Source organism: Aquipseudomonas alcaligenes, from assembly GCF_003205495.1.
GTDB classification, from domain to species: domain Bacteria; phylum Pseudomonadota; class Gammaproteobacteria; order Pseudomonadales; family Pseudomonadaceae; genus Aquipseudomonas; species Aquipseudomonas alcaligenes_B.
Map to the genome: position 1 here is coordinate 107334 of NZ_QJRX01000006.1, position 18266 is coordinate 125599.

An 18266-nucleotide genomic window follows, 5' to 3' on the forward strand; every position below is an offset into this window, starting at 1 on the left:
GGGCAGGGCGAAGCTGGTAGACTGCGCCGCCATTATGATCCGACTCCAGAACCTCACTCTACAGCGTGGTCCGCAGCGCCTGCTCGAAGGCGCCGAACTGACCCTGCACGCCGGCCAGAAGGTCGGCCTGATCGGTGCCAATGGCGCCGGCAAATCCAGCCTGTTCGCCCTGCTGCGCGGCGAGCTCGGTCCCGACGCCGGCGACTGCCAGCTGCCGGCCGACTGGCGCATCGCCCATATGCGCCAGGAGGTGGACAACCTCGAGCGCCTGGCGGTGGACTACGTGCTCGATGGCGACGTGCAGCTGCGCGCGATCCAGGCCGAGCTGGCCAGGGCCGAGGCGGCCCACGACGGCGCCGCCATCGCCCGCCTGCACACCGAACTGGACAACGCCCAGGGCTACACGGCCGACGCCCGTGCGCGCAAGCTGCTGGCCGGCCTCGGCTTCACCGCCGAGCAGATGGACAGACGCGTCGGCGACTTTTCCGGTGGCTGGCGCATGCGCCTGAACCTGGCCCAGGCGCTGATGTGCCCGTCCGAACTGCTGCTGCTCGACGAGCCGACCAACCACCTGGATCTGGACGCCATCCTCTGGCTGGAGGAGTGGCTCAAGGGCTACCCCGGCACCCTGCTGCTGATCTCCCACGACCGTGACTTCCTCGATGCGGTGGTCGACCACGTGGCCCATCTCGAGCTGCAGAAGCTGACCCTCTACCGCGGCGGCTACTCGGCCTTCGAGCGCACCCGCGCCGAGCGCCTGGCGCAGCAGCAGCAGGCCTACGAGAAGCAGCAGGCGCAGCGCGCGCACATGGAGGACTTCATCCGTCGCTTCAAGGCCAAGGCCACCAAGGCGCGCCAGGCGCAGAGCCGGATCAAGGCCCTGGAGCGTCTGGAGGAGCTGGCCCCGGCGCATGTCGACTCGCCCTTCGACTTCGTCTTCCGTGAGGCGGACAAGGTCTCCAGCCCGCTGCTCAACCTGTCCGAGGCGCGCCTCGGCTACGGCGACAAGGTGGTGCTGGACAAGGTCAAGCTGAGCCTGGCGCCCGGCGCGCGCATCGGTCTGCTGGGGCCCAACGGCGCCGGCAAGTCGACCCTGATCAAGACCCTGGCCGGCGATCTGACTGTGCTCGGCGGCAGCCTGGCGCGTGGCGAGAACCTGGCCATCGGCTACTTCGCCCAGCACCAGCTCGACGCCCTCGATCCCAAGGCCAGTCCGCTGCTGCATGTGCAGCGCCTGGCGCCGAGCGAGCGCGAGCAGACCCTGCGCGACTTCCTCGGCGGCTTCGACTTCCGGGGGCCGCGTTGCGACGAGCCGGTGCTCAACTTCTCCGGCGGCGAGAAGGCGCGCCTGGCCCTGGCCCTGATCGCCTGGCAGAAACCCAACCTGCTGCTGCTCGACGAACCGACCAACCACCTCGACCTGGAGATGCGCCTGGCCCTGACCATGGCCCTGCAGGACTTCGCCGGCGCCGTGCTGGTGGTATCGCACGACCGCCACCTGCTCAAGAGCACCACCGACGAGTTCCTCCTGGTGGCCGACGGGCGCATCCAGCCGTTCGAGGGCGACCTCGACGACTACGCCCGCTGGCTGATCGACTACCGTGCCCGCCAGCAGCCGCAGAGCGCGGCCGCGCCGGCCGCCGACAAGACCGACAAGCGCGCCCAGCGCCAGGCCGCCGCCGCCCTGCGCCAGCAGCTGGCACCGCACAAGAAGCAGGCCGACAAGCTGGAGCAGGAACTGAGCAAGCTCCACGAGCAGCTCGCCGGCGTCGAGCAGAAGCTCGGCGATGGCGGCCTGTACGAGGCCGCGCGCAAGGACGAGCTGCGCGAGCTGCTGGCCGAGCAGGCCCGCCTCAAGGCCCGCGAGGCCGAGGTGGAGGAGGCCTGGCTGGTGGCGCTGGAGACCCTGGAGGCGCTGCAGCAGCAACTGGAGGAGAGCGACTGATGGAACAACTGGCCCTGCTCGGCGACTGGCGCGAGCCCCTGACCCTGGCGGGACAGATTCTGCTGATCCTGCTGTTGTCCTGGATCGGCCAGCGCCTGGTCAGCGCCGGCATCACTCGCCTCGGCGAGCGCTACGCGGCGCTGCCGGCCGAACTCTGGCTGCCGCTGCGCGGCCTGCTGCGCTGGCTGATCATCGGCAGCGCGCTGATGCTGGTGCTGGAGCGCCTCGGCGTATCCGCCGAAGTGCTGTGGACGGCCCTGACCGGCTTCGTCGCGGTGGCCGCGGTGGCCTTCTTCGCCATCTGGAGCGTGCTCTCCAACCTGTTCTGCGCCCTGCTGATCTTCACCCTCGGCCCGTTCCGCCTGGGCGATACCGTGGAGCTGATCGACAGCGCCGACAAGCCCGGGGTGAAGGGCAGGGTGGTGGCCATCAACCTGTTCTACACCACCCTCGAAGACCTCGGCGAGGAACATGCCGGGGCGCTGATCCAGGTGCCCAACAGCCTGTTCTTCCAGCGCGCCGTGCGGCGCTGGCGCTGAGCCCGGGCTGCACAAGGCGCGCACCAGGGAGTAGGCTGTTGCGTCTGCTTTCCGTCCATTCGTTGCGAGGTACTGCCCCATGGCCCTGGATATCTGGCTCGCCTTCTTCGTCGCCTGCTGGGTGATCAGCCTGTCGCCGGGTGCCGGCGCCATCGCCTCGATGAGCGCCGGGCTGCGCTACGGCTTCTGGCGGGGCTACTGGAATGCCCTGGGCCTGCAGCTGGCGCTGCTGATGCAGATCGCCGTGGTCGCCGCCGGCCTCGGCGCGGTGCTGGCCACCTCGGAGATGGCGTTCAACCTGATCAAGTGGTTCGGCGTGGCCTACCTGGTCTACCTCGGCTGGAAGCAGTGGGTGGCCCTGCCCGGCGAGATCGCCGCCGGCGATGCCGAGCGCCCGCTGGGGCGGCCGCTGACCCTGGTGCTGCGTGGCTTCCTGGTCAACGCCAGCAACCCCAAGGCGATCATCTTCATCCTCGCCGTGCTGCCGCAGTTCCTCGACCCCAGAGGCTCGCTGCTGATCCAGTACCTGGTGATGGCGGCGACCATGGTCACGGTCGACCTGATCGTCATGGCCGGCTATACCGGCCTGGCCGCGCGGGTGCTGCGTGCGCTGCGCTCGCCGCGCCAGCAGCGCCTGCTCAACCGCACCTTCGGCGGTCTGTTCATGGCCGCCGCGGCCTTGCTGGCCACGGTGCGGCGCACGGCCTGACCTACCAGGGAATCCGCTGTCCATCCCATGCCCAGAAGCTACCGCTGTCTTCCGGCCCATGTTCGGCTACCTGCTGCAGCAGGCAGCGAGCGGCGAAGTCGGGGCTGAACAGCTTGTCGGCCGCGACACTGGCTTGAAACGGCCGCGACAGCTCGGTGTCGGTGGTGCCGGGATGCAGGCTCAGTACGCAGCTCTGCGGATTGAGTCGCCGGAGTTCGATGCTGGCTGTGTGCAGCAGCTGGTTCAATGCTGCTTTGCTGGCCCTGTAGCTGTACCAGCCACCCAGGTGGTTGTCGCCGATAGAACCCACCCTGGCCGACAGGGCCGCCACGCTGCAAGGGTGCTTGCCGCGCAGCAGGGGCAGCAGGTGCTTGAGTAGCAGAATGGGGGCGAAGCAGTTGCTGTGGAAGCTGGCCATCAGCCCCTCAAGGCTGAGTTGTGTCAGGCTTTTTTCGGCACGTGCAGCCTCGCTCTGGAGAATGCCTACGCTGCACAGCAGCAGGTGCAGGCGTTCAGTTTGCGCGCGCACCTGGCTGGCCAGCTCGGCTACGGCAGCGTCGCTGCGCAGGTCGCAGGAAAACGTTTGTAGACGTGCGCCATGACGCTTCTGCAGGGCCTGCAGGTCGGCGCTTGCAGGTGCCTGGCGCGCCACGGCAATGACTCTGCCCACTTCGGTGCGCTCGAGCAGCTGCGCTGTCAGTGCCAGGCCGATACCACGACTGGCCCCGGCGACAAGCACCTGGGCCGGTTCTTCGATGCGCTGCCAGAACTGCATGGGGATGCCTGTTTTTTCGATGGCCGATGGGCTGGGGCATACTAGTCGCTGTTCCCTGAGGATTGTCAAAACATGCGTGTGTGGATCGACGCCGACGCCTGCCCCCGGCTGGCCCGCGATCAGGTGGTGAAGTTCGCCCTCAAGCGCGGCTTCGAGGTGGTGATGGTGGCCGGCCAGGCGGTGGCGCGGCCGAACTTCGCCTGCGTCAGGCTGGTGGTGGTGCCGAGCGGCCCGGATGCGGCGGACGACCATCTGGTAGAGCACGCCGTGCCTGGCGAGCTGGTGATCTGCAGCGACATCCCGCTGGCCGACCGCCTGGTGAAGAAGGGCGTGGCGGCGCTCGATCCGCGCGGCCGCGAGTTCGACGAGCGCAACATGGGTGAGCGCCTGGCGGTGCGCAACCTGTTCACCGACCTGCGCGAGCAGGGGCAGATGGGCGGTGGCCAGGCGGCCTACGCGGACAAGGACCGCCAGGCCTTCGCCAACGCACTCGACCGTATCCTGACCCGCCTGATGAAGTAGCCCGGATGCAATCCGGGGATGGAGTTGCCTGCTTCCCGGATTGCATCCGGGTCACAGGCTGACGCAGTGAGCATGCCTCAGCCGCACAGATAGGTGCCGGTACCCACGGCCACCAGGGTGCCGTCGTCGCTGTGCAGTTCGCTGCGCACCACCGCCACCTTGTTGCCCGAGCGCAGCAGCACGGCGGTGGCGCTGAACAGCTGGCCGCGGCCGGGGCGCAGGTAGTCCACGCGCAGGTCGATGGTGCCCAGCTTGGACAGGCGCTGCATGCGCTCCTGCTGGCTCAGGTGCTGGTGCTTGTCGAAGGCGCCGATCAGCGCCATGGCGCCGCCGGCGACGTCGAGCAGCGAGGAGATCACCCCGCCGTGGAGAATGCCGTGGACGAAGTTGCCGATCAGCTCGGGCTTCATCGGCAGGCTCATCACCACCCGGTCGCCGCGCAGCTCGTCGATGCGGATGCCGAGCATCTGGTTGAACGGAATGCGCTGGAAGAAGGCCTCCACACCCTGGCGCTGTTCCTCGGAAAGCTGGAAAACCGGCTCGTGCATGCTGCGCTCCTGCGACTCGATCACTGCCGGCCACGCTGCCGCAGCCGTGCTGCGCTGAACAGGGGCGCGGCGCAGGCGCCGCGCGAATTGGCGGGAATGCCCGATCAGTGCGGCTGGGCCAGCTCCAGCACGCGGTCGACCAGCTTGTTGATGCCGGCGGCGGCCTGGGCGATGGATTCGGCCAGCATGTAGGCCGGGGTGCTCACCAGCTTGCGCTCGGCGTCCTCGACTATGTCCTCCACCGTGCACTCGATGTGCTGGCCGCCCATGGCGGTGAGGGCGGAGGCGGCCGGATCGTCGGCGGCGCCCAGGGTACAGGTGACACCTTCGCCATAGATCTTCGCCGCCAGGGCCGGGGCGATGCAGATCAGGCCGATCGGCTTGCCGGCCTGGGCGAAGGCCTGGGCGGCGGCCAGTACGTCGGGCTGCACGCTGCAGTTGGCACCTTCCTGGGCAAAGTTGGAGAGGTTCTTGGCCACGCCGAAACCGCCGGGCAGGATCAGCGCATCGAACTGCTCGGCCTTGAGTTCGCGCACGTCCATCACGTCACCACGGGCGATGCGCGCGGCCTCGGTGAGCACGTTGCGGCTCTCCGGCATCTCGGCGCCGGTGAGGTGGTCGATCACATGCATCTGCGCGATGTTGGGGGCGAAGCACTGCACCTGGGCGCCGCGCTGGTCGAGGCGCAGCAGGGTGATCACGCTCTCGTGGATTTCCGCGCCGTCGTAGACGCCACAGCCGGAGAGGATGACCGCGACTTTTCTTTGCATGCTGTTCTCCAAGGAATGACCGGAACCTGACGGCAGTTTACCTGCTGCCCGAGTGTCGCCAAATGCCACATCGGCTGGCATTCACCGCCGCGAGTATCCGGCGCGGCAGGCATAGGATCAGCTTAGGTCAACCCGTGCCGTGCCGAACCATGAATCTGATCCTGCTCGCCGTTCCCTTCTTCTTCCTGCTGATCGCCCTCGAGCTGCTCGCCGACCGCGTGCGCGGGGTCAGCACCTACCGCCTGGCGGACTCGCTGAACAGCCTCAGCGCCGGCGTGCTGTCGCAGGCCAGCGGCCTGCTGAGCAAGGCCATCGCCGTGCTCGGCTATGCCTTCGCCTACGAGCACCTGCACCTCACGGCGCTGCCGGACGAGCCCTGGGTCTGGGTGCTGGCCTTCGTCTTCTACGACTTCTGCTACTACTGGAACCACCGCATCGGCCACGAGCGCAACATCTTCTGGGCCTCGCACGTGGTGCACCACCAGAGCGAGGACTACAACCTGTCCACCGCCCTGCGCCAGACCAGCACGGGCTTTCTGCTGAGCTGGATCTTCTACCTGCCGATGGCCGTGGCCGGCGTGCCGCCGCTGGTGTTCGTCACGGTCGCCGCGCTCAACCTGCTCTACCAGTTCTGGGTGCACACTCGCCACGTGCCCAAGCTGGGCTGGTACGAGTGGTTCTTCGTCACGCCGTCCAATCATCGGGTGCACCACGCGCAGAACCCGGTGTACATGGATCGCAACTACGGCGGCGTGTTCATTCTCTGGGACCGCCTGTTCGGCACCTTCCAGGAGGAGCTGGACGAGCAGCCGGTGGTGTTCGGCGTGACCATGCCGCTGCGCAGCTGGAACCCGCTGTGGGCCAACCTGCAGTTCTACGTGCAGTTGTGGCGCGACGCGGTGCGTGCCGGCTCCTGGTGGGACAGGTTGCGCATCTGGTTCATGCCCACCGGCTGGCGCCCGGCCGATGTGGCGGCGCGCTACCCGCTGGACAAACCGGACCTGGCCAGCTTCCGCAAGTTCGACATCCCTCTGGACCGGGGGCAGAAGCTCTATGCGGCGCTGCAGTTCGGTATCTATGTGCTGGGCACCAGTTGGCTGCTGGCGGTGGCCGAGGCGCAGCCGCTGGCGCTGCTGGCCGGCGCCTGGCTGTGGGTGGCCTTCGGCCTGTACTGCATCGGTGCCTGGCTGGAGAACCGGCCTTTTGCCCGCGCTCTGGAGCTGCTGCGTCTGGCGCTGAACCTGCCCGCGCTGCTCTGGGCCCAGCAGGTGGGCCTGGTGGCGGGAGGCATGCTGGTGTGGTGGTTGCTGGCCGCCTGGAGCCTGGCCAGCCTGAGCTGGCTGCTGTGGCCACGGCAGGCGAAGACCCAGCCGGCCTGAAGGGAACTGCGGCTGCCCGTCGCAGTCTGGGTGTGACAGTCATTATTTGGTCATAATGGTCGGATATACCTGTCACACTCGCCCGCCGTGCGGGTTCTGGAGTCCGTCGTGAGCTTTACCCCCGCTAATCGCCTGTTTCCCGCCACCCGCCTGCGCCGCAACCGTCGTGACGATTTCTCCCGCCGCCTGGTGCGCGAGCATCGCCTGAGCGTCGACGATCTGATCCTGCCGGTGTTCGTCCTCGATGGCGAGAATCGCCGCGAAGCGATTCCCTCGATGCCGGGTGTCGAGCGCCTGTCCATCGACCTGCTGCTCAAGGAAGCCGAGCACTGGGTGGCGCTGGGCATTCCGGCGCTGGCGCTGTTCCCGGTGACGCCGCTGGAGAAGAAGTCCCTCGACGGCGCCGAGGCCTGGAACCCGGACGGTATCGCCCAGCGTGCCATCCGCGCGCTGCGCGCCAGTTTCCCCGAGCTGGGGGTGATCAGCGACGTGGCCCTCGACCCCTTCACCACCCACGGCCAGGACGGCATCCTCGATGACGAGGGTTACGTGATGAACGACGTGACCGTCGATGCGCTGGTCCGGCAGGCGCTGTCGCACGCCGAGGCGGGGGCCCAGGTGGTGGCGCCGTCGGACATGATGGATGGGCGCATCCAGGCGATTCGCGAGGCGCTGGAAGTGGCCGAGCACACCAACGTGCGCATCATGGCCTACTCGGCCAAGTACGCCAGCGCCTACTACGGCCCGTTCCGCGACGCGGTCGGCTCGGCCGCCAACCTGGGCAAGGCCAACAAGGCCAGCTACCAGATGGACCCGGCCAACGGCGACGAGGCCCTGCACGAAGTGGGCGCGGACCTCGCCGAAGGCGCCGACATGGTCATGGTCAAGCCGGGTATGCCCTACCTGGACATCGTCTGGCGGGTGAAGGACGCCTTCAAGGTGCCGACCTTCGCCTACCAGGTCAGCGGCGAGTACGCCATGCACATGGCCGCCATCCAGAACGGCTGGCTGGGCGAGGCGGTGATTCTCGAATCGCTGACCGCCTTCAAACGCGCCGGCGCCGATGGCATCCTCACCTACTTCGCCGTGCGTGCGGCAGAACTCTTGAAAGCGGGGCGCTGAAGCGCTCCAGGGAAGCAGGACATGAACACCGAGGGACTCAGCAACAAGCAGATCGTCGACGCCCAGCTCGAGGCCGAACCGCCCGTGCCGCTGGAGGTCGCCGCCGAGGTGGCGCCCGTCGTCGAGCCGGAGCCGGCCCCCGCGCCCGCGCCGATTCCCGGCCTGGATGACAGCAGCCTGTACATCCACCGCGAGCTGTCGCAGCTGAAGTTCAACATCCGCGTGCTGGAGCAGGCGCTGGACGAGTCCTACCCGCTGCTGGAGCGGCTGAAGTTCCTGCTGATCTTCTCCAGCAACCTCGACGAGTTCTTCGAGATTCGCGTCGCCGGCCTGAAGAAGCAGATCAACTTCGCTCGCGAACAGGCCGGTGCCGACGGCCTGCTGCCCAGCCAGGTGCTGGCACGCATCTCCGAGATCGCCCACGAGCAGGTCGAGCGCCAGTACGCGCTGCTCAACGACGTGCTGCTGCCGGAGCTGGCCAAGCACCAGGTCAACTTCATCCGCCGCCGCTACTGGACCACCAAGCTGAAGACCTGGGTGCGTCGCTACTTCCGCGACGAGATCGCGCCGATCATCACCCCGATCGGCCTCGACCCGACGCACCCCTTCCCGCTGCTGGTGAACAAGAGCCTCAACTTCATCGTCGAGCTGGAAGGCGTCGACGCCTTCGGCCGCGATTCCGGCCTGGCCATCATCCCGGCGCCGCGCCTGCTGCCGCGCATCATCCGTGTGCCGGAGGAAGTCGGCGGCCCTGGCGACAACTATGTATTTCTCTCCTCGATGATCCACGCCCACGCCGACGACCTGTTCCACGGCATGAGCGTGAAGGGCTGCTACCAGTTCCGCCTGACCCGCAACGCCGACCTGTCGGTGGATGCCGAGGATGTGGAAGACCTGGCCCGCGCCCTGCGTGGCGAGCTGTTCAGCCGCCGCTACGGCGACGCGGTGCGCCTGGAAGTGGCGGACACCTGCCCCAAGCATCTTTCGGACTTCCTGCTCAAGCAGTTCAACCTCTCCGAGAGCGAACTGTATCGGGTCAACGGCCCGGTCAACCTGACCCGCCTGTTCAGCATCACCGGGCTGGAGAGCCACCCGGAGCTGCAGCATGCGCCCTTCACGCCGGTGATCCCCAAGCTGCTGCAGAACGCCGAGAACATCTTCAACGTGGTCGGCAAGCAGGACATCCTGCTGCTGCACCCCTTCGAGTCCTTCACCCCGGTGATCGACCTGCTGCGCCAGGCCGCCAAAGACCCCAACGTGCTGGCGATCAAGCAGACCCTGTACCGCTCCGGGGCCAACTCGGAGATCGTCGATGCCCTGGTCGAAGCGGCGCGCAACGGCAAGGAAGTCACCGCGGTGATCGAGCTGCGCGCGCGCTTCGACGAGGAGTCCAACCTGCAGCTGGCCAGCCGCCTGCAGGCCGCCGGCGCGGTGGTGATCTACGGCGTGGTCGGATTCAAGACCCACGCCAAGATGATGCTGATCCTGCGCCGCGAGAACGGCGAGCTGCGCCGCTACGCGCACCTCGGAACCGGCAACTACCACGCCGGCAACGCCCGCCTGTACACCGACTACAGCCTGCTGACCGCCGACGAGGCGCTGGGCGAGGATGTGTCCAAGCTGTTCAACCAGCTGATCGGCATGGGCAAGACCCTGCGCATGAAGAAGCTGCTGCACGCGCCCTTCACCCTGAAGAAGACCCTGCTCGACATGATCGCCCGCGAGGCGCAGTTCGCCAGCGAGGGCAAGCCGGCGCACATCATGGCCAAGGTCAACTCGCTGACCGATCCCAAGGTCATCCGCGCCCTGTACAAGGCCAGCCAGATGGGCGTACGCATCGACCTGGTGGTGCGCGGCATGTGCTGCCTGCGTCCGGGCGTACCCGGTGTGTCGCACAACATCCAGGTGCGCTCCATCGTCGGTCGCTTCCTCGAGCACAGCCGCATCTACTACTTCGGCAACGACGGTGATGAGCAGCTGTTCCTCTCCAGTGCCGACTGGATGGAGCGCAACCTCGACAAGCGCGTGGAGACCTGCTTCCCGGTGGAAGGCAAGAAGCTCATCACCCGGGTCAAGAAGGAGCTGGAGAGCTACCTGTCCGACAACACCCAGGCCTGGGTGCTGCAGCCGGATGGCCGCTACCTGCGCCTGAGCCCCAGTGGCAACGCCAATCCACGTAACGCGCAGACGGCGCTGCTGGAGAAGCTCACCACACCACAGCTGCGCTAGCGCCGGGCACCCGGATGAAAAAGCCCCGCCTCGGCGGGGCTTTTTCATGGCCTCAGTACACCCTGAGGGTGAAGTTGATGCGCTTGAGCCACTCGGCTTCCTGTTCGAAGTCGGCCTGGGTCAGCGGATTGGCTTCCAGCCAGCCGTCGGGGAAGGTCAGGTCGAGGCTCTGCGGGCCGGCCAGCAACTGCACCCTGGGCATTTCCTGAGTGCCACGGATGTGGTGGAAGAGGATCGCGAAGCGCAGCAGCACGCACAGGCGCAGCAGTTGCACACCGTCCTCGCCGAACTCGGCAAAACGGTCCTTGGGGATGTTGCGGCGGTGGCCGCGCACCAGCAGGGCCAGCATCAGCTGGTCGCGGCGTGAGAAGCCCGACAGGTCCGAGTGCTCGATCAGGTAGGCGCCGTGCTTGTGGTACTGGTAGTGGGCGATGTCCAGGCCGATCTCGTGGACTCGCGCGCCCCACTGCAGCAGGTCGCGGTGCCAGTCGTCGTCCAGCTGCCAGGCCGTGGCCACCTGCTCCAGGGCATGCAGGGCCTTGGCCTCGACCCGTGCGGCCTGCTGCAGGTCGACGTGGTAGCGCTCCATCAGCGCGCCCAGGGTGCGCTCGCGCACATCCTCGTGGTGGTGGCGGCCGAGCAGGTCGTAGAGCACGCCTTCGCGCAGCGCGCCTTCGGAGTGGTCCATGCGCTGCAGGTCGAGGGCGTCGAAGATCGCCTCGGTGATGGCCAGGCCGGCCGGGAAGATGTGCCGGCGATCCGGTTTGACGCCGTCGATGTCCAGCTTGTCCACTTCGCCGAGCTTGAGCAGCCTGCGCTTGAGCCAGGCCAGCCCCTCCGGGTTGACCTCGCCTTTGCCCAGGCCGCCGGCCTTGATCGCCAGGCCCACGGCGCGGATGGTGCCGGAGGCGCCGACGGCCTCCTGCCAGCCCAGGCGCTGCAGGCCCTGCTCGATGTTCATCAGCTCCAGGCGCGCGGCCGTGTAGGCCTGGGCATAGCGCGCCGGGGTGATCTTGCCGTCCTTGAAGTAGCGCTGGGTGAAGCTGACGCAGCCCATCTGCAGGCTCTCGCGCAGCAGCGGCTCGAAGCGCTGGCCGATGATGAACTCGGTGCTGCCGCCGCCGATATCCGCCACCAGACGCTTGCCGGGGGTGTCGGCGATGCTGTGCGACACGCCGAGGTAGATCAGGCGCGCCTCCTCGCGGCCGGAGATGACTTCCACCTGGTGCCCGAGCAGCTCGTTGGCGCGACGGATGAAGGCGTCACGGTTGCGCGCCTCGCGCAGCGCGTTGGTGCCGACGATGCGCACGGCGCCCTGGGGCAGGCCCTGGATCAGCTGGCCGAAGCGGCGCAGGCAGTCCAGGCCGCGCTGCATCGCTTCCTCGCTGAGCAGGCGCTCGTCGTCGAGGCCGGCGGCCAGCTGCACCTTCTCGCCCAGCCGCTCGAGGATGCGGATCTCGCCGTGATCGGCCTTGGCCAGCACCATGTGGAAGCTGTTGGAGCCGAGGTCGATGGCGGCGATCAGGGGGAACTGCTTGGTGGCATTGGGCATGGTCAGGAGGTCCCTTAACAGAATGCTGGCAGCGCCGGGGGTAGGGTGGCGGCTGCACCAATGATCTGCATGTTAACCGCCCGCGGCCCGCTTGCCGTACTCTTTCATCAGCTCCATGAAATCCATTGATAGTTAAGCTCAATGGCGAGCGGCTTTCGGCATGCAGCGAGGCGGGCTATCATGGCGCCACTTTTTTGCTTCCGATCACGGAGACTGTACATGAGCGAATTCATCACCAACGTCAGCGACGCCAGCTTCGAAGACGACGTGATCAAGGCCGAAGGTCCGGTACTGGTCGACTACTGGGCCGAGTGGTGCGGCCCGTGCAAGATGATCGCCCCGGTACTCGACGAGATCGCCCAGACCTACGCCGGCAAGCTCAAGGTGTGCAAGCTGAACATCGACGAGAACCAGGAAACCCCGCCGAAGTACGGCGTGCGTGGCATCCCGACCCTGATGCTGTTCAAGAACGGCAACGTCGAGGCCACCAAGGTCGGCGCCCTGTCCAAGTCGCAGCTGGCCGCCTTCCTCGACGCCAACATCTAAGGCGTCATGCAAAAAGCCCCGCACAGTGCGGGGCTTTTTTCTGGGCGCAGGCTGGACGTCGCGCCAAACCCGGTGTTACATTCGGGCCTGCAGCGGGTTCCCCGTTGCCCCTCAAGCCGTCGCCGACGCACCCTCCCCGATAAGATCGAGCGATTCAGTCGCCTTCTCCGCGGCGCGGCCTGTAAAGCCCAGTGCTTTCCTTCCCTTCCTCATACTCATGTCATTCCTATGAATCTGACCGAACTCAAGCAAAAGCCGATTGCCGAACTGCTGGACATGGCCGACCAGGCTGGTCTGGAAAACATGGCCCGTTCGCGCAAGCAGGACATCATCTTCGCCCTGCTCAAGAAGCACGCGAAAAGCGGCGAAGAGATCTCCGGCGACGGCGTGCTGGAGATTCTCCAGGACGGCTTCGGCTTCCTGCGCTCCGCGGACTCCTCCTACCTGGCCGGCCCGGACGACATCTACGTCTCGCCCAGCCAGATCCGCCGCTTCAACCTGCGTACCGGTGACACCATCGTCGGCAAGATCCGCCCGCCGAAAGAAGGCGAGCGCTACTTCGCCCTGCTCAAGGTCGACACCATCAACTTCGACCGCCCGGAAAACGCCAAGAACAAGATCCTGTTCGAGAACCTGACCCCGCTGTTCCCGACCAAGCGCCTGGTCATGGAGGCCGGCAACGGCTCCACCGAGGACATCACCGGCCGCGTGATCGACCTCTGCGCGCCGATCGGCAAGGGCCAGCGCGGCCTGATCGTCGCCCCGCCGAAAGCGGGCAAGACCATCATGCTGCAGAACATCGCGGCCAACATCACCCGCAACAACCCCGAGTGCTACCTGATCGTCCTGCTGATCGACGAGCGCCCGGAAGAAGTGACCGAGATGCAGCGCACCGTACGCGGCGAAGTGGTCGCCTCGACCTTCGACGAGCCGCCGACCCGCCACGTGCAGGTCGCCGAGATGGTGATCGAGAAGGCCAAGCGCCTGGTCGAGCACAAGAAGGACGTGGTCATCCTGCTCGACTCCATCACCCGCCTGGCGCGGGCCTACAACACCGTGATCCCGAGCTCCGGCAAGGTGCTCACCGGTGGTGTCGACGCCCATGCCCTGGAGAAGCCCAAGCGCTTCTTCGGTGCCGCCCGTAACATCGAGGAAGGCGGCTCGCTGACCATCATCGCCACCGCGCTGGTCGAGACCGGCTCGAAGATGGACGAGGTGATCTACGAGGAGTTCAAGGGCACCGGCAACATGGAGCTGCCGCTGGACCGTCGCATCGCCGAGAAGCGCGTGTTCCCGGCCATCAACATCAACAAGTCGGGCACCCGCCGCGAAGAGCTGCTGACCGGCGAGGAAGAGCTGCAGCGCATGTGGATCCTGCGCAAGCTGCTGCACCCGATGGACGAGATCGCCGCCATCGAGTTCCTCACCGACAAGCTGAAGGACACCAAGACCAACGAGGAATTCTTCCTGTCCATGAAGCGGAAGTGATTCCAGCGTTGCCACAGAGGCCGGGGAAACCCGGCCTTTGCGTTTCTGCAGCCTTCTGAATAACCCAGTTCGGCGCTAAACTTTGCGCCCCGACCTGTGAGGCCCAAGCATGCAGTACCGCGACCTGCGCGACTTCATCCGCGAGCTGGAAAAGCGCGGCGAGCTCAAGCGCATCCAGACCCCGGTTTCTCCCGTGCTGGAAATGACCGAAATCTGCGACCGCACCCTGCGCAAGGGCGGTCCGGCGCTGCTGTTCGAGCAGCCGACCGGCTTCGCCGTGCCGGTGCTCGGCAACCTGTTCGGCACCCCCAAGCGCGTGGCGCTGGGCATGGGTGCCGAGGATGTCGGCGAGCTGCGCGAGATCGGCAAGCTACTGGCCTTTCTCAAGGAGCCCGAGCCGCCCAAGGGCCTGAAGGATGCCTGGAGCAAGCTGCCGATCTTCAAGAAGGTCATCAGCATGGCGCCCAAGGTCCTCAAGGACGCGCCCTGCCATGAGGTGATCGAGGAGGGCGAGGCGGTCGACCTGACCAGGCTGCCGATCCAGCACTGCTGGCCGGGCGACGCCGCGCCGCTGATCACCTGGGGCCTGACCATCACCAGGGGACCGAACAAGGAACGGCAGAACCTCGGCATCTACCGCCAGCAGGTGATCGGCCGCAACAAGGTGATCATGCGCTGGCTCAGCCACCGCGGCGGCGCCCTGGACTTCCGCGAGTGGTGCCTGAAGCACCCGGACAAGCCCTACCCGGTGTGCGTGGCCCTCGGCGCCGACCCGGCGACCATCCTCGGCGCGGTGACGCCGGTGCCGGATACCCTCTCCGAATACGCCTTCGCCGGCCTGCTGCGTGGCCATCGTACCGAGCTGGTCAAGGCCATCGGCTCCGACCTGCAGGTGCCCGCCAGTGCCGAGATCGTCCTCGAAGGCGTGATCCATCCGGGCGAGACCGCGCCGGAAGGGCCCTACGGCGACCACACCGGCTACTACAACGAGGTCGACACCTTCCCGGTGTTCACCGTCGAGCGCATCACCCGTCGCCGCGAGCCGATCTACCACAGCACCTATACCGGACGGCCGCCGGATGAGCCGGCGATCCTCGGCGTGGCGCTGAACGAGGTGTTCGTGCCGATCCTGCAGAAGCAGTTCCCGGAGATCACCGACTTCTACCTGCCGCCGGAAGGCTGCTCCTACCGCATGGCGGTGGTGACCATGAAGAAACAGTACCCCGGCCATGCCAAGCGGGTGATGCTCGGCGTCTGGTCGTTCCTGCGCCAGTTCATGTACACCAAGTTCGTCATCGTCACCGACGACGACATCAACGCCCGCGACTGGAACGACGTGATCTGGGCCATCACCACGCGCATGGACCCCAAGCGCGACACGGTGCTGATCGACAACACGCCGATTGACTACCTCGACTTCGCCTCGCCGGTGTCCGGCCTGGGTTCGAAGATGGGCCTGGACGCCACCCACAAGTGGCCGGGCGAGACCAGCCGCGAATGGGGCCGGGTGATCGAGCGCGACGAGGCGGTGGTCAAACGCGTGGATGAGCTGTGGGCGAGCCTCGGGATCGACTGATGAAAGTCACCCTGCAACCCTCCGGCGCGGTGCTCGAGATCCAGCCCGGCGAGCGCATTCTCGACGGCGCCCGGCGCCTCGGTTACGACTGCCCGCAGAGCTGCCGCAACGGCAACTGCCATGTCTGCGCCGCGCTGCTGGTGGAGGGGCGGGTGCGCCAGGCCGACGCCGAACTGGATCACGGCGAGCTGTTTACCTGCCTGGCCGAGCCGCTGGAAGATTGCGTGCTGCACTGGGACGGCGTGCTCGCCCCCGGCGAGCTGCCGGTGCGCACCTTCGGCTGCCAGGTGCTGGAGCTGGCCGATGTCGGCGGCGATGTCTGTCGCGTGCGCTTGCGCGCGCCGGCCGGCAAGACGCCGCGCTACCACGCCGGGCAGTACCTGCTGCTGCAGCGCGACGACGGCGAGTGGTCGGCCTTCTCCCTGGCCTCGGCGCCGCACCATGGACGTGACCTGGAGCTGCATATCCTCACCCGTGAAGACAGCAGCCGGCAGATCGTCGCGCAACTGCAGCGCACGCGCCTGGCGCGGGTGCAGATGCCGTTCGGCGATACCCACCTGGCCGAACTGCCGGCCGGGCCGCTGGTGCTGCTCGCCGCCGGTACCGGCATGGCACAGATGCACAGCCTGATCGAGCACTGCCGCGCCGTGGGTTTCAGCCACCCGGTTCACCTGTACTGGGGCGTGCGTCATCCCGATGACTTCTACCAGCTGCCGCACTGGCAGGACTGGGAGCGGCAGGCGGGACTGCAGCTGCACCGGGTGGTCAGCGAGGCCGGTGACTGGGGCGGCCGCTGCGGCCTGCTGCACGAGGCGGTGTGCCAGGACTTCCCCGACCTCAAGTCGTTGCACGTCTACGCCAGCGGCTCGCCGGCCATGGTCTACGGCACCCTGGATGCCCTGGTGGACGCCGGCATGGACCCGCACCAGATGCGCGCCGACGTGTTTGCCTACGCCCCTCGCGACTGATCGTCCGGAAACAAGAAAGCCGCCCGAGGGCGGCTTTCTTGTAGCAGCGGTGGTTACTTCACCTGCACCACTACCTTGCCCACCGCCTTGCGCTGGCCCAGCGCGTCGATGGCTTCGCCGCCACGCGCCAGCGGGAAGGTCTGCGACACCAGGGGCCTCAGCTTGCCCTCGGCATGCCAGGCGAACAGCTGCTGGAAGTTGGCGGCGTTGTCCTGCGGCTGGCGCTGAGCGAAGGCGCCCCAGAACACGCCGACCAGGGCCGCGCCCTTGAGCAGCGGCAGGTTGGCCGGCAGGGCCGGGATGCCGCCGCCGGCGGCGAAGCCGACCACCAGGAAGCGGCCGTTCCAGGCGATGGAGCGGAAGGCTTCTTCGAACAGCTCGCCACCCACCGGGTCGTAGATCACGTCCACGCCCTGGCCGCCGGTGAGTTTCTTCACCTCGTCCTTCAGGCTCTGCTCGCTGTAGTTGATCAGGTGATCGGCGCCGGCGTTGCGCGCCACTTCCAGCTTCTCGGCAGTGCTCGCCGCGGCGATCACCTTGGCGCCCATGGCCTTGCCGATCTCCACCGCCGCCAGGCCGACACCGCCGGAAGCGCCGAGCACCAGCAGGGTCTCGCCCGGCTGCAGGTTGGCGCGCTGCTTCAGCGCATGCATCGAGGTGCCGTAGGTCATGCCGAAGGCGGCGGCGGTGGTCAGGTCCATGCTCTTGGGTACCGGCAGCACGTTGTAGCCGGGCACCGCCACTTCCTCGGCGAAGCCGCCCCAGCCGGTCAGGGCCATGACCCGGTCGCCGGCACGCAGGTGCGTGATCTTCTCGCCGACTGCCTTGACCACGCCGGCCGCCTCGCCACCCGGGGCGAAGGGGAAGGGCGGCTTGAACTGGTACTTGCCCTCGATGATCAGGGTGTCGGGGAAGTTGACCCCGGCGGCGTGTACCTCGATCAGCACCTCGTTCTTCTTCGGTTCCGGACTGGGCAGGTCTTCCAGGACCAGGCTGGAGGCCGGGCCGAAGGCTTTGCAGAGCAGGGCTTTCATCGCGCTTTCCTCGCGTTCGTGATTGCCGGCAGTGTAGGAGGCACACCCGGCGGGTCAACGAGCATGGTCGCACCTGATGGCACACCATAAGCTTGGGCGCGCGGGCGGCTATGGCTATGCTAGGCGCAATTCGCACCGAGGAATGTCCCGTGAAGACAAGCATCGCCCTGCTGTTTGCCCTGCTCCTGCCCTGCGTCGCCCTGGCCAGCGGCGGTGGCGAGGAAGAGAACGCCGCGCCCAAGGTGGCCTACTACAGCCTGGTGCCGGCCCTGGTCGGCAACTTCGGCACGGGCCCCAAGCTGAAGTTCTACAAGGCCGATATCGCCCTGCGGGTGACCGGCAGCGAAGCGGAGGAAAAGGTCGAGCATCACGAGCCGCTGATCCGCAACCAGCTGGTGATGCTGTTCTCCCAGCAGAGCGAGGCCAACATGGCCGACGAGAACGCCAAGGAGACGCTGCGCCAGGAAGCGCTCAAGCAGGTGCAGGAGGTGCTGACCCAGGAAGAGGGCAAGCCGATCGTCGAGGACCTGCTGTTCAACAACCTGATCATCCAGTAACGCGGGC

Annotated in this window: 17 protein-coding genes; 12 read left to right on the plus strand and 5 right to left on the minus strand. The window is 67.0% G+C overall.

The features are described 5' to 3' along the window. The first annotated feature begins 34 nt into the window (after positions 1 to 34). The 3 genes from DMO17_RS12515 (at position 35) to DMO17_RS12525 (ending at position 3193) form a co-directional block, all read left to right on the plus strand. Positions 35 to 1945: an ATP-binding cassette domain-containing protein gene (locus DMO17_RS12515; protein ID WP_110682821.1), complete on the plus strand. Its 1911-nt coding sequence runs from the start codon at positions 35 to 37 to the stop codon at positions 1943 to 1945. Continuing rightward, positions 1945 to 2484 (plus strand): mechanosensitive ion channel family protein, encoded by a 540-nt coding sequence (locus tag DMO17_RS12520; RefSeq protein ID WP_110682822.1) that lies wholly within the window; start codon positions 1945 to 1947, stop codon positions 2482 to 2484. Before DMO17_RS12515 ends, DMO17_RS12520 begins: the two co-directional genes overlap by 1 nt. Before the next feature lie 79 nt (positions 2485 to 2563). Next, a complete protein-coding gene (locus DMO17_RS12525; protein ID WP_110682823.1) occupies positions 2564 to 3193 on the plus strand; it encodes a LysE family transporter in 630 nt (209 codons plus the stop codon). Between the two features lies 1 nt (position 3194). Here the strand turns inward: DMO17_RS12525 and DMO17_RS12530 are convergent, their stop codons facing one another. After that, a complete protein-coding gene (locus DMO17_RS12530; protein WP_110682824.1) occupies positions 3195 to 3968 on the minus strand; it encodes an SDR family NAD(P)-dependent oxidoreductase in 774 nt (257 codons plus the stop codon). 72 nt (positions 3969 to 4040) lie between these two features. On the opposite strand from DMO17_RS12530, the gene DMO17_RS12535 reads away from it, so the two are divergent. Further along, positions 4041 to 4490, plus strand: a complete 450-nt coding sequence (locus DMO17_RS12535; protein ID WP_110682825.1) for a YaiI/YqxD family protein — start codon at positions 4041 to 4043, stop codon at positions 4488 to 4490. Between the two features lie 77 nt (positions 4491 to 4567). Here the strand turns inward: DMO17_RS12535 and DMO17_RS12540 are convergent, their stop codons facing one another. Together DMO17_RS12540 and elbB are read right to left on the minus strand one after the other, a co-directional pair. Continuing rightward, positions 4568 to 5038: a thioesterase family protein gene (locus DMO17_RS12540; protein WP_110682826.1), complete on the minus strand. Its 471-nt coding sequence runs from the start codon at positions 5036 to 5038 to the stop codon at positions 4568 to 4570. Positions 5039 to 5142: 104 nt separating this feature from the next. Further along, on the minus strand, positions 5143 to 5808 hold the full coding sequence (gene elbB, locus DMO17_RS12545) for an isoprenoid biosynthesis glyoxalase ElbB (RefSeq protein ID WP_110682827.1): 666 nt from the start codon (positions 5806 to 5808) through the stop codon (positions 5143 to 5145). 149 nt (positions 5809 to 5957) lie between these two features. Here elbB and DMO17_RS12550 point away from each other — a divergent pair, with 149 nt between their 5' ends. The 3 genes from DMO17_RS12550 (at position 5958) to ppk1 (ending at position 10538) form a co-directional block, all read left to right on the plus strand. After that, complete coding sequence (locus DMO17_RS12550; protein WP_110682828.1) at positions 5958 to 7187, plus strand: sterol desaturase family protein; 1230 nt, start codon at positions 5958 to 5960, stop codon at positions 7185 to 7187. A gap of 108 nt (positions 7188 to 7295) precedes the next feature. Further along, positions 7296 to 8309, plus strand: a complete 1014-nt coding sequence (gene hemB / locus DMO17_RS12555; protein WP_110682829.1) for a porphobilinogen synthase — start codon at positions 7296 to 7298, stop codon at positions 8307 to 8309. A 21-nt stretch (positions 8310 to 8330) separates the two neighbouring features. Continuing rightward, positions 8331 to 10538 carry a polyphosphate kinase 1 gene (gene ppk1, locus DMO17_RS12560; protein ID WP_110682830.1) on the plus strand — a complete coding sequence of 736 codons (2208 nt, stop codon included), beginning with the start codon at positions 8331 to 8333 and terminating at the stop codon, positions 10536 to 10538. Between the two features lie 52 nt (positions 10539 to 10590). Here ppk1 and ppx read toward each other — a convergent pair whose 3' ends face one another. After that, positions 10591 to 12090, minus strand: coding sequence for an exopolyphosphatase (ppx, locus tag DMO17_RS12565; protein WP_110682831.1), 1500 nt, complete (start codon positions 12088 to 12090; stop codon positions 10591 to 10593). 219 nt (positions 12091 to 12309) lie between these two features. Between ppx and trxA the strand changes: the two genes are divergently transcribed. The 4 genes from trxA (at position 12310) to DMO17_RS12585 (ending at position 16668) form a co-directional block, all read left to right on the plus strand. Next, positions 12310 to 12636, plus strand: coding sequence for a thioredoxin TrxA (gene trxA, locus DMO17_RS12570; RefSeq protein WP_110682832.1), 327 nt, complete (start codon positions 12310 to 12312; stop codon positions 12634 to 12636). A gap of 228 nt (positions 12637 to 12864) precedes the next feature. Beyond that, positions 12865 to 14124 carry a transcription termination factor Rho gene (gene rho / locus DMO17_RS12575; protein WP_110682833.1) on the plus strand — a complete coding sequence of 420 codons (1260 nt, stop codon included), beginning with the start codon at positions 12865 to 12867 and terminating at the stop codon, positions 14122 to 14124. A gap of 109 nt (positions 14125 to 14233) precedes the next feature. Then, a complete protein-coding gene (ubiD, locus tag DMO17_RS12580) occupies positions 14234 to 15700 on the plus strand; it encodes a 4-hydroxy-3-polyprenylbenzoate decarboxylase (protein WP_110682834.1) in 1467 nt (488 codons plus the stop codon). Beyond that, positions 15700 to 16668, plus strand: a complete 969-nt coding sequence (locus DMO17_RS12585; RefSeq protein WP_110682835.1) for a CDP-6-deoxy-delta-3,4-glucoseen reductase — start codon at positions 15700 to 15702, stop codon at positions 16666 to 16668. Before ubiD ends, DMO17_RS12585 begins: the two co-directional genes overlap by 1 nt. Before the next feature lie 53 nt (positions 16669 to 16721). On the opposite strand, the gene DMO17_RS12590 is transcribed toward DMO17_RS12585, so the two are convergent. After that, on the minus strand, positions 16722 to 17702 hold the full coding sequence (locus tag DMO17_RS12590; protein WP_110682836.1) for an NADPH:quinone oxidoreductase family protein: 981 nt from the start codon (positions 17700 to 17702) through the stop codon (positions 16722 to 16724). Positions 17703 to 17851: 149 nt separating this feature from the next. Between DMO17_RS12590 and DMO17_RS12595 the strand changes: the two genes are divergently transcribed. Continuing rightward, entirely contained in the window at positions 17852 to 18259 is a 408-nt protein-coding gene (locus DMO17_RS12595) for a flagellar basal body-associated protein FliL (protein WP_258371534.1), read from the plus strand. The last annotated feature ends 7 nt before the right edge of the window (positions 18260 to 18266 follow it).

Bases quoted from the DNA above. Each gene is read 5' to 3' on its own strand.
- DMO17_RS12515 (WP_110682821.1), top strand. From the start codon at position 35: ATGATCCGACTCCAGAACCTCACTCTACAGCGTGGTCCGCAGCGCCTG.
- DMO17_RS12520 (WP_110682822.1), top strand. From the start codon at position 1,945: ATGGAACAACTGGCCCTGCTCGGCGACTGGCGCGAGCCCCTGACCCTG.
- DMO17_RS12525 (WP_110682823.1), top strand. From the start codon at position 2,564: ATGGCCCTGGATATCTGGCTCGCCTTCTTCGTCGCCTGCTGGGTGATC.
- DMO17_RS12530 (WP_110682824.1), bottom strand. From the start codon at position 3,968: ATGCAGTTCTGGCAGCGCATCGAAGAACCGGCCCAGGTGCTTGTCGCC.
- DMO17_RS12535 (WP_110682825.1), top strand. From the start codon at position 4,041: ATGCGTGTGTGGATCGACGCCGACGCCTGCCCCCGGCTGGCCCGCGAT.
- DMO17_RS12540 (WP_110682826.1), bottom strand. From the start codon at position 5,038: ATGCACGAGCCGGTTTTCCAGCTTTCCGAGGAACAGCGCCAGGGTGTG.
- elbB (WP_110682827.1), bottom strand. From the start codon at position 5,808: ATGCAAAGAAAAGTCGCGGTCATCCTCTCCGGCTGTGGCGTCTACGAC.
- DMO17_RS12550 (WP_110682828.1), top strand. From the start codon at position 5,958: ATGAATCTGATCCTGCTCGCCGTTCCCTTCTTCTTCCTGCTGATCGCC.
- ppk1 (WP_110682830.1), top strand. From the start codon at position 8,331: ATGAACACCGAGGGACTCAGCAACAAGCAGATCGTCGACGCCCAGCTC.
- ppx (WP_110682831.1), bottom strand. From the start codon at position 12,090: ATGCCCAATGCCACCAAGCAGTTCCCCCTGATCGCCGCCATCGACCTC.
- trxA (WP_110682832.1), top strand. From the start codon at position 12,310: ATGAGCGAATTCATCACCAACGTCAGCGACGCCAGCTTCGAAGACGAC.
- rho (WP_110682833.1), top strand. From the start codon at position 12,865: ATGAATCTGACCGAACTCAAGCAAAAGCCGATTGCCGAACTGCTGGAC.
- ubiD (WP_110682834.1), top strand. From the start codon at position 14,234: ATGCAGTACCGCGACCTGCGCGACTTCATCCGCGAGCTGGAAAAGCGC.
- DMO17_RS12585 (WP_110682835.1), top strand. From the start codon at position 15,700: ATGAAAGTCACCCTGCAACCCTCCGGCGCGGTGCTCGAGATCCAGCCC.
- DMO17_RS12590 (WP_110682836.1), bottom strand. From the start codon at position 17,702: ATGAAAGCCCTGCTCTGCAAAGCCTTCGGCCCGGCCTCCAGCCTGGTC.